This is a genomic window from Streptomyces sp. GQ60, assembly GCF_059758875.1.
The window spans coordinates 1-9968 of record NZ_JCAXEG010000043.1 but is presented as its reverse complement, the minus strand read 5'-3'; the positions used below and the strand labels follow the sequence as shown (position 1 = coordinate 9968).

The window sequence follows — 9968 nt, the reverse complement described above, 5'->3', positions numbered from 1 at the left end:
AGATGACCAAGTACGTTTACGTCGGCACCCCGAGCTGGGCGCGCGACGAGAGCGAGTTCACCCTCAACAAGGACCGTACCTGGAACGACTTCCGCGGCTACCGCACCGTCCGCACCCTGACCGGCACCGCACCCAACCGGCTCAGAACCGAGAACGACTACTACCTGGGCACGGGCGCGACCATCAACGGTGTCACCGACCGGCGTGATTTCGCCGGCAAGGTCTCCGAGAGCCGCACCCTCGACGGCGAAGCCGGCCCCGTGGTGGAAAAGACCACCCACACCCCATGGGTATCGCCCGACAACGCCACTCAAAGCGTCGTGGGCATCACCGACCCCAAGACCCCGGACACACCCGGACCGACGCTGCCCTCCAAGGTCGCCCGGTACTCCGGAACCACCACAACCGTCGCCAGCAAACTCCTGACCGACGGAACCTGGCAGGCCTCCACCACCAGCCGGACCTACGGGCCATACGGTCTGCTCCTGACCGAAGGCAACGACGGGGCGAACACCACCGAGGCCACGTGCAAGGTCACCGAGTACGTCACCCCTGACACGGCGAACTGGCTGATCGCCTACCCGCGCCAAGTCACCTCCACGACCGCCGAACCATGCCTCAAAGCCGTCTCGGCAGCGGCTGTGACCGGCGCCAGCCGGATGTCCTACGACGGCCAGACCGTGGGCACGGCCCCCAAGCCAGGTCTCGTCAATGTCACCAAGACCGAGCAGGCGTCCAAGGTGGACGCGAACAGCCAGCTCGTCTGGGAAATCCAGAGCCAGGGCACGCACGACCAGTACGGCCGGGTCCTGACCGCCAAGGGCCAGGACGACGAGGCCACCACCACGGCCTACACCCCGGCCACTGGCGCGCAGCCGACCAGCATCACCGTCACCGACCCCAAGGGACACACGTCCTCTAGCACCTTCGACGGTCTGCGGGGTCTGGTCCTCACGACTAGCGACGCGAACAGCCGCACCACGACCTCGCAGTACGACTCGCTGGGCCGCCTTGTCAAGGGCTGGTCCGTCGGCCGCCCCACCAGCGAGCAGCCCAACGTCACCCACACCTACAAGCTGTCAGCCACCGCGCCCTCGGCCGTCACCACGAAGGAGCTCTACGAGGACGGCCTCTGGGGCACCTCAATCACGCTCTACGACTCCCTGATGCGCCCCCGCCAGACGCAGACCGACGCCATCGGTATCACCGGGCGGACCATCACCGACACCTACTACGACAGCTACGGGCGCGTCCAGCGGACCAACGCCCCCTACTACAACGACAAAACGGCCAGCACGACGCTGCTCGTCACCCTCGACAACCAGATCCCCAGCGCCACAGAAGCCATCTACGACAACCGCAGCCGCGTCACCGCATCCGTCCAGCTGTCCCTGAACACCGAGAAGTGGCGCACCACCACCACCTACGGCCCTGACTGGCAGGCCGTCGTCCCGCCCCAGGGCGGAACTGCGACCCTGGCCGTAACCGACGCCCGCGGCCGCGTAACTGAGCGACGCGATTACAAGGACCGCACTCCCGGCATCGGGGATGCGGCCACCCTGTACGAGAAGCACACCTACGCCTACGACCGCGCCGGCAAGCTTGCCAAGGTCACCGACAACTCCGGGCGCAACACCTGGACCTACGTCCACGACCTGCTAGGACGCCAGACCGAGGCCACCGACCCAGACAAGGGCAAGAGCACCACGGTCTACGGAACCGACGGCCGTCCCCAGACCGTCACCGACGCGCGCGGCATCACCCTCGCAACCACCTACGACGAGCTCGGCCGCAAGACCAGCCTGCACAAGGGCACCGTCACCGGCACCAAGCTCGCCCAATGGACCTACGACACCGCCACCGGCGGCAAGGGCATGCCCGCAAGCACCACCCGCTACGACGGCACCGCCGCCTACACCAGCACGATCATCGGCTACAACACCAGCGGACAGCCGACCGGCACCAAGGTCACCGTGCCCACGGTCGCGGGCGAAGAGGAACTCGCCGGCACCTACACCGTGGCTGAGACCGCGACTCCGGTCAGCGGGCTTCACGCCACCACCACCTACAGCACCAGCAACAGCAAGGCCACTACGGCCCTGCCGGCCGAGACCCTCACGCACCACTACGGCAAGCAGGACCAGCTGGCGATTGTCGACAGCTCCCTGGACCATGCCTACCTTCGCGGCGCCTCTTACACCGTCTTCGGTGAGCTGGCCCAAGCCCAGCTCGGCAACCTCGGAACCCTGGTCACTAACACGGTCACCTACGACTCACTGACCCGCCGGGTTCTGAAGTCGGCCACCGACCGCGACGACACTCCCAGCTCCCTTTCCGACATCACCTACACCTACGACCCGGCCGGCAACATCACCCGGATCACCGACAAGCAGGACAATGCCGCGATCGACGACGACCAGTGCTTCACCTACGACTGGGCGCGCCGACTGACCGAGGCCTGGACCTCCGGGGACGACTGCACCACCAAGCCGGTCAACGGCACCGGTACCCCCAACCTGGGCACTGTCGACCCGTACTGGACCAGCTGGACCTTCACCGACACCGGCCAGCGGGCGACGGAGAAGCAGCACAAGGCTGGCCCCGTCACCGCAGACACCCTGCGCACGCACACCTATCCGACCGGCACCACGGCGGGGCATGAACTGCTGAAGGTCACCACTACCGGCGGTACCACCGGGACCGACACCTTCGCCTACGACACGACTGGAAATCTCACCAGCAAGGACACCGCGGCTGCCGCCGCGCAGACCCTGACGTGGAACGACGAGGGCAAGCTCGCCACGTCCACGGTCTCCGGTGCCACGACCTCGTTCCTCTACGACACGGGGGGCACCCGGCTCCTCAAGCGTGAGCCGGCCACGACGACGATCTACCTTCCTGGCGGCCAGGAACTCATCCTGACCAAGGCCACCAATACGGTCACCGGCAACCGCTACTACACCGTCCCCGACGGCTCGGCTATCCGCTCCAGCAGCGACGGACGCGTCCGCCTCCTCGTCGCCGACCACCACGGCACCAACACTCTCTCCATCAGCGCCGCCACCCTCGCCTACAACCGTCGGAAATCGCTCCCCTACGGCGCCCAGCGCGGCGCGACCCCCTTCTTCTGGCCCGGGCAGAAGGGATTCGTCGCCGGAGACACCGACACCACGACCGGCTTCACCCACATCGGAGCCCGCGACTACGACCCGGCCACCGGCCAGTTCATCAGCGTCGACCCGATCCTCAGCTTGGACCTCACCCAGTCCCTCAACGGCTACGGCTACGCCGGCCAAAGCCCAATCACCAAGTCCGACCCCACCGGCCTGTGCGAGGACGCCGGCAACGGACACTGCATCCCCGACACCGCATGGACCCCCGACGGCAACATCAAGCAAGACGGCGGCTACTACGACGGACCCGGCAAGGGAACCAGTCCTCCTCCAAGAAATACGGAATCCACAGTTTGCAACTACTCCACGGGCATTAACTGTGGCTGGTCAGAACCTAAAAAACATTATGTAGCCGGCACATCAGTAACTCAAAAACCCATCTTCCGCGGATGCGACGGCCGGTTTAGCTGCGCGGTGATCTACGGTGCATCAGCAGTCTCCCTCGCCGTGGTCGTGGCTCCCGTGGCGCTTGCCGTGGGAGCGGAAATAACTGCGGTATGCCTTGCCAACCCAGCAGGATGTGCGGAAGTCGCCGCCGAAATAGTTGGAGGGGGTGCAGCAGGAGTATCCACCTACGGCGCTGCCCGTAGCACGATCCTTGGAGGCAAATTTTACACTCCGAATAATGGCCTCAAGGCCCTCATAAACCCGGGAGACGGAAAGACCAATTGTAGAGGGTGCGTCATTTCCGTTGACAACCTCCTCAGTAATGGATCCAGCTCCAACGCCATACGCGACCTGCCCCGCGGGGATCTTTGGCCGGTAGAAAACCTCTACGGCAAGAAATTCCGCAGCAGAAGTTTCTCCAATATCGTGACGGATATAGAGAAAGCTGGGCACGGCGCCCGAGGTATAGTGTACGGGTCGGACAAGAGTGGAGGCCACGTGTTCAATGTAATCAACCACCGCGGTCGCGTAGTCTTCCTGGATGGCCAGACGGGAAGCGCCAGTCACGCACCCGGTTGGACGTCGTATAAGTTGCTGAGGACAAACTGATGCTGTCAGAAGATGCAGCCCGTGGCATTGCTGAAGATTTCCTTCAAGCGAGCCGTGTTGCTGGCGAGCCGGAACTCGCAATTAACTGGGACTGGGCAAGGGTCAAGAATGGGATCCTCATTGCCCCTTACAACTCCGTTCGCTTCATGCAAACCATGGACTCCAGAGATCAGCTGCTGGATTGCTGGCCGATTCTGGTAGACTTCTCGACTGGGCAGGCGAGCTTCGCCCTCCTGGAAGATCGCGAGTTCTGGCGATAACGCCCGGCTCTGGCTTGAAGCGCGAATGGCGCCTGCAGGGAACGCGCTGAGATCAGAATATGCCCTGCGCCTGCCGCGGTGTGCATCACGAAGCACACCGCGGTAGGCCGCCATCGCTGGCGCTGCAAGAGGCCCCGCCGGAACACTCGGCGGGGCTTCCGTCGTATTAGGAATAGCATTTGCGCGGCGAGCTCTGTGCCTTGAGGCGCGCGCGTGGGCGTGGATCGAGCCGTCGCTGTCGGACGGGTCACTCTCAATCGGTGGTGCAACCATCGCCAGATGATCGACGCGATCGCATTCAAGCACCGCGCTGGCGTCCGTGGATTTGCACGAGCGGCTGGTTGCGTGGCGCGCTTGGCTTACGGCCCGATCAGGAAGCGGCCCTGTTCGGAGGCCGGGCTAAGACGTCATCTCATTTGGCGGATTGGGTAGGCTGTCGGTCGTGGTGGGGATTGTTGAGCGGCTGGTGCCCGATGAGTTGTGGGTGTTGTTCCAGCGGGTGGTTCCGGAGGCGCCGTCGCGGCCGCAGGGCGCTGCTCGGCGCCGGCATGGTGACCGGGAAGTGCTCGCCGCGATCATGTTCGTGGCCACGTCGGGCTGCGCGTGGCAGCAGTTGCCGACCGCGTCGTTCGGGCCGTCCGGGGCGACAGCTCACCGGCGCTTCTCCGAGTGGAGCAAGGCCCGTGTGTGGGCGAAGCTCCACCGCCTGGTCCTCGACGAACTCGGCGCTCGCGGCAAGCTGGACTGGTCGCGCTGTGCGATCGACTCGGTGAATTTGCGGGCCCTGAAAAGGGGGACCTGAGGGGTCCGAATCCTGTCGACAGGGGCAAGTTTGGGTCGAAGATCCACTTGATCTCCGAGCGGACCGGTCTGCCCCTGTCCGTCGGAATCTCGGGCGCGAACCTGCACGACAGCCGAGGCCGCCGGGCGCCTGACCAGCAAACTCGGCAGCTACCTGCGGCCGGCTGTTCTCGTGGTCGACGAGGTCGGCTACCAGCCCCTCGAACGCGCTGAGGCCAACCTGGTCTTTCAGGTGATCTCCAAGCGCTACGAAAAGGGCTCGATCATCCTGACCTCGAACAAGACCTTCAGTGAATGGGGACAGGTGTTCGGCGACGAGGTCCTGGCCACGGCCATCCTCGACCGCCTCCTCCACCACTGCGACGTGGTCTCCATCAACGGACCCAGCTACCGACTCAAAAACCGGCTCGCCGCCATCGAGCGAGACCGGGACAACGCGGCCTAAGACTGGTGCACATACCTCTGTACTTGGTGGAGCACCCTGACGGCCTGGCAAGATTTTCGTAGGCGGAGATCATCTCGGTGCCATGGTCGGCGGGTCCGTACGACGGGCAGCCTGTGATTGTGCTCTGTTGAACTGATCAGCCTGCTACCGCAGTTGTCTGATGTGCAGGTGGTCTCGGTTGAGGTTTCCGATGCTGTGGTGGCGGTCCGTGCCCGCACGAGATCCGGTGAACCGGCGGGATGCACGGGATGCGGCCAGCTCAGCGAGTGGTGCCACAGCCGTTACGCACGGCGCCTCGCCGACCTCACGCTCGCCGGCCGTCCTCTGCGCGTCGACCTGTCCGTACGCCGCTTGTACTGCGAGAACACGACCTGCCCGAAGGTGACCTTCGCCGAGCAAGTTCCGGGCCTGACCGCGCGTTACCAGCGACGGACACCACGACTGCAGTCCCTGGTCGAGGACGTCGGCGTGGTCCTGGCCGGCCGGGGCGGGTCTCGGATGCTTCGGATCTTGAACATCAAGCTTTCCCGCGTTGCACTCCTGTCCCAGCTGATGCGGGTGCCACTTCCGCCACTGGTCACGCCCCAGGGGCCTTGACCCCGAATCCTGAACACGGGTTATGCGGCTGGTGCCAGCGTAGTTGGTGTGAGGTGGAGGGCGTTTTCGAAGGCGATGGGTGATCGTTGTCCGAGGCGGGAGTGTCGGCGTCGGGTGTTGTAGCGGTGGAGCCATCGGAAGGCGTCGAGTCGGGCCTCGCACTCGTCTGGCCAGCTCTTTCGTCCCTGCAGGGTTTCGCGTTTGAAGGTCGCGTTGAAGGACTCGGCGAGTGCGTTGTCCGCGCTGGACCCGACCGCGCTCATGCTTCGACGGACCCCTGCTGACCTGCAAGCTTCGGCGAATGCCCTGCTCGTGTACTGGGCTCCGTGGTCGGTGTGCATGATCGATCCGGCGAGGCTGCCGCGCGTGCGGATCGCTGCGGCCAGGGCGTCGGTGACGAGGTCCGCGCGCATGTGGTCGGCGATCGCCCAGCCGGCCAGACGGCGCGAGGCGAGGTCGATGACGGTCGCCAGGTAGCAGAACTTCCCGCCGTCGATGGGCAGGTAGGTGATGTCTCCGACGTACTTGGGCCCTGAGAGCTTTTCTGGACACTGACGAGAGGCCTGTCAGGCACGGGACCTGGCGTTCTGTCCCGGAGGACGACGAACTCTGTGATGCCGCGCGCGCCGCACTACTTGCCGTCTCCACACCCGGCAGCGCTACTTGAGGCCGGGCCGCGGTTGTGGCGTGAGGACTGTAGGCTGCGCCCGCCTCAGCCGCCGCGTCCCAAGCTGCGCTGGAGACGCCGACGACGATCTGGCCTGTGTGTAGCGCCCATTACGGGGTTGCGTGGGTCAGGGATGAACCTGATCTGATGCAGGGCTGTCCGTACCCGCCGCCTCACACGCGGAAGACTATCGAGAGGCGGAAGAAGGGGTGGCTGCCGCCGGACTACGGGCGCTTCGCCACCTGCGCTGAGAGCCGGCGAATCTGCAGCGGAGCGGCCACAACAGACGTCTACGCCGCCGGTTTCCCTGTCAGGTCAGGGCCCTCTGCCCCGTACCAGGGGCGAAGCTGCAGGTACCTCTCCTTCATGGTGGGCCCGAGATGCTCCTCGATCCCGTACCCGGGTTCCCCTTGGTAGGGGAGGTCGTAGAGGAACGACGTCACGATGACCTCGATGGCCCCGGGGACGCGACGGCGCGTCTCCTCCTCCAGGAATGCGAGGACCCGGCGCCAGTCGGGACCGTCCGCGTCGCCCTCCGCGAGGTAGGAGCGCACGGTGTCCTGCACGACGTCCCAGAAGAACACGTGCGGGAGCACGCTGTTCTCGTTGAAGACGTGGCTCTCGTAGGTGTCCTCGAACCCGGATACCTGAGCGACGAGGTTCTCCACGAGTTGTACGCCGGCAGCAGCCTTCTCGGCAGTCCCGTCCGCCTTGTGCTCTTCTCGCTGTTCGTTGTCGTCGGCCACCATGTGCCGGGACGCTACCTCAGTGGGACAGGTCGCTGCGGTTTTGATGGTGACAAGTGATGGCGTTCTTGCGACTGTCTGGTCTACCGTAGCGCCATGGATGCCCAGTTCATGTTTTTATCCAGGCTAGAAAATGAAGCAGCCATGGAATGCGGTCCAGATTCCTACCTGATGCTGTGATTGGAAAGGTTCGCTGGTTGCGTACGCTGGCCCCGGCAGAGGGCGAGAGGGGGTGGGGGTGACGCGGAGACCGTCGCTGGACGAGGCCGTCGGAGTACTTGAGGGCGAGCCGGAGCTCGGGCGGCGGGCGCGTGCTGACCACTCGGCGAGCAGTGGAGCGCAGGCCGTACAGGTGGGAGTCTGAGTGACCGAGTTTCTTGAGAACCCGTGGACTCCTGCGCATCAGGCGGTCGAGTCGGGTGACCCTGCCGAGCTGACCCGCCTCCTCGACGCGGGCGTGGACCCGGAGGAGGTCTGCTGCGGGATGACACTCCTGCTCCACGCGATCGATGCGGAAGGGGACGGGGCACTCCAGTCCGGCGGGCCGCTGGACTCGGCGCTCACTGCGATCCTCCTTGCCTATGGAGCCGACCCCACCGCAACACCTGACGGTGAGACTCCGCGCGAGCTGGCGATCTCCTACAACCACGACATGGCAGTCAGGCTCCTGGATCGGTACACAGCAACCCTCACGGCTCCTGCTGGCCGCCCGCGGAGCGGACTGTGGTCCTGGAGGCGGAGCCGGAAGGACTGATGGTGGGAGCGAAGCGGACACCCAACGGGCCGTAGGGCCCTACCCCGTGAAACAGGGTCACCTCCCGCGCGCAGCACGGGAGTCCTTGGGGCGGCGAAGCCGCCCCGCTCCGGGGGAGCGCAGCGGAACCCGGAGCTAGTCCGGAGCGAAGCGTAGGATTCCGGCTCGAAGGGTTCAGGCTGAGATTCGTACCCAGGTGTCGCCGCCGCGGAGCCAGAGGGCCCCGTCGCAGCCTTGGGTGCAGCGCCTGCCCATGGGATCGGGCAGGGTCAGTTTTTCCTGTGCGGTGATGACCCAGGCATCGTCGATGAGTTCCGCGTGGTTCAGTTCGACGCCGGGTCGGTTGTGGAAACGGTGGGTGAGGATCATTCGGTTGCCCCGGACCGTGATGCCGTCGGTGTCCCTGACCGGGTTGGTCCAGCTGCTGGCTTCTCCGGTGGTGGGGTTGACCCGGGTGAGGAAGGCGCCTTCGGGGCTGTACCAGGCATGCCAGGCCAGTGTTCCTTCTGTGGCGGCTGCGTTGCCGCCAAGAGGCAGTACTGGCAGGTGTTGCGGAGTCCAGGTGTGGTTGCCGTCGGTGTTCCAGCGGGCGAGGCCGGCGCGGGATGCGGGGTGGTGGCCGTATATGCCTTCGTCGCCGTGAGCGGTCCAAATGCCACCGTCACGGTCGGTGATGACGTAGTCGATGTTGTCGCCGAGGCAGATGTGGTTCATGGGGTAGCCGCCAGGGGAGTACACGACGGCGTTGTTCTCCCATGTTCCGTCCTTGCCGTGGCGGGTACGGCCCGAGGCCAGCAGGAACCGGGACCAGGAGAGGAGAGCCAGATGACTGGTTGACTCGTTTATGCCCGTCACGGTTGTGTGGTGCTCTACGCCGTCGGCGACCACTACCAGCACGCCGTCACAGGGGGCCGGTACACGCCAGCCGATCCAGCCCTTGATGTACGGGGAACGGTGCAGGTTTCGTTCTTGGACCAGGATCACTGCGAGCTCACTGTCCGGTCCGACGCTCCACCACAGGGCTCGCCATCCAGCTCGGGCGTCCTCGGGGGAGAGGCTCCATATGATGGGCAGTTCGTCAATGGGCATCGGTTCACCTCAGGGACTCCGGGTCCCGACGGCACCCGAAGAGCGCAACGTTACCCGGCGAGTCAGCAGTGCTTGGCCTCGGGAGTTCCGCAAGGCCCGGGCCGCTACACGTGTCCGTGCCCGTACGCCGGATGACGACAGAAACACCAGCCCTTGTTCTACAGCCAGCCAGCCAGCCGCCCGCGCAGCGGGCTGGTCCTGGAGGCGAAGCCGGAAGGGCCCGGGGTGGGAGCGCAGCGGACACCCCAACGGGCCGCAGGCCCGGACCCCGTGAAACGGGGTCACCTCCCGCGCTGCGCGGGAGGTCTTGAGCCTGCGCAGCAGGCTCTGCTCTGGTGGAGCGCAGCGGAACCAGAGCCAGTCCGGAGCGAAGCGAAGGACCCCGGCCGAAGGCCGGCCATGGCTTCGGAGCGAAGCGGAGAGCTGGGCCCGAAGGGCCC

6 protein-coding genes and 3 pseudogenes are annotated in these 9968 nt (G+C 65.4%); 6 read left to right on the top strand and 3 right to left on the bottom strand.

From position 1 onward, the window contains the following. The 5 genes and pseudogenes from AC6CKD_RS37685 to AC6CKD_RS37665 form a co-directional block, all read left to right on the top strand. The coding region (locus tag AC6CKD_RS37685; protein ID WP_498333904.1) for a toxin glutamine deamidase domain-containing protein at positions 1–4169 on the top strand (4169 nt) is incomplete at its 5' end. Continuing rightward, positions 4169–4429 (top strand): YrhB domain-containing protein, encoded by a 261-nt coding sequence (locus AC6CKD_RS37680; protein ID WP_498333903.1) that lies wholly within the window; start codon positions 4169–4171, stop codon positions 4427–4429. The genes AC6CKD_RS37685 and AC6CKD_RS37680, both read left to right, overlap by 1 nt. A gap of 442 nt (positions 4430–4871) precedes the next feature. After that, positions 4872–5425: pseudogene (locus AC6CKD_RS37675) on the top strand (IS5 family transposase); the annotation flags it as partial. After that, positions 5337–5675 (top strand): annotated as a pseudogene (locus tag AC6CKD_RS37670) (ATP-binding protein); the annotation flags it as partial. The pseudogenes AC6CKD_RS37675 and AC6CKD_RS37670, both read left to right, overlap by 89 nt. 162 nt (positions 5676–5837) lie before the next feature. Continuing rightward, positions 5838–6272, top strand: coding sequence for a transposase family protein (locus tag AC6CKD_RS37665; RefSeq protein WP_498333906.1), 435 nt, complete (start codon positions 5838–5840; stop codon positions 6270–6272). A gap of 20 nt (positions 6273–6292) precedes the next feature. Here AC6CKD_RS37665 and AC6CKD_RS37660 read toward each other — a convergent pair. Together AC6CKD_RS37660 and AC6CKD_RS37655 are read right to left on the bottom strand one after the other, a co-directional pair. Then, a pseudogene (locus AC6CKD_RS37660) lies at positions 6293–6799 on the bottom strand (IS3 family transposase); the annotation flags it as partial. Between the two features lie 430 nt (positions 6800–7229). Then, positions 7230–7688: a hypothetical protein gene (locus AC6CKD_RS37655; protein WP_498333901.1), complete on the bottom strand. Its 459-nt coding sequence runs from the start codon at positions 7686–7688 to the stop codon at positions 7230–7232. Positions 7689–8049: 361 nt separating this feature from the next. On the opposite strand from AC6CKD_RS37655, the gene AC6CKD_RS37650 reads away from it, so the two are divergent. After that, positions 8050–8439 carry an ankyrin repeat domain-containing protein gene (locus AC6CKD_RS37650; protein WP_498333899.1) on the top strand — a complete coding sequence of 130 codons (390 nt, stop codon included), beginning with the start codon at positions 8050–8052 and terminating at the stop codon, positions 8437–8439. A gap of 174 nt (positions 8440–8613) precedes the next feature. On the opposite strand, the gene AC6CKD_RS37645 is transcribed toward AC6CKD_RS37650, so the two are convergent. Continuing rightward, positions 8614–9528 carry a hypothetical protein gene (locus AC6CKD_RS37645; RefSeq protein ID WP_498333897.1) on the bottom strand — a complete coding sequence of 305 codons (915 nt, stop codon included), beginning with the start codon at positions 9526–9528 and terminating at the stop codon, positions 8614–8616. Between the last annotated feature and the right edge of the window lie 440 nt (positions 9529–9968).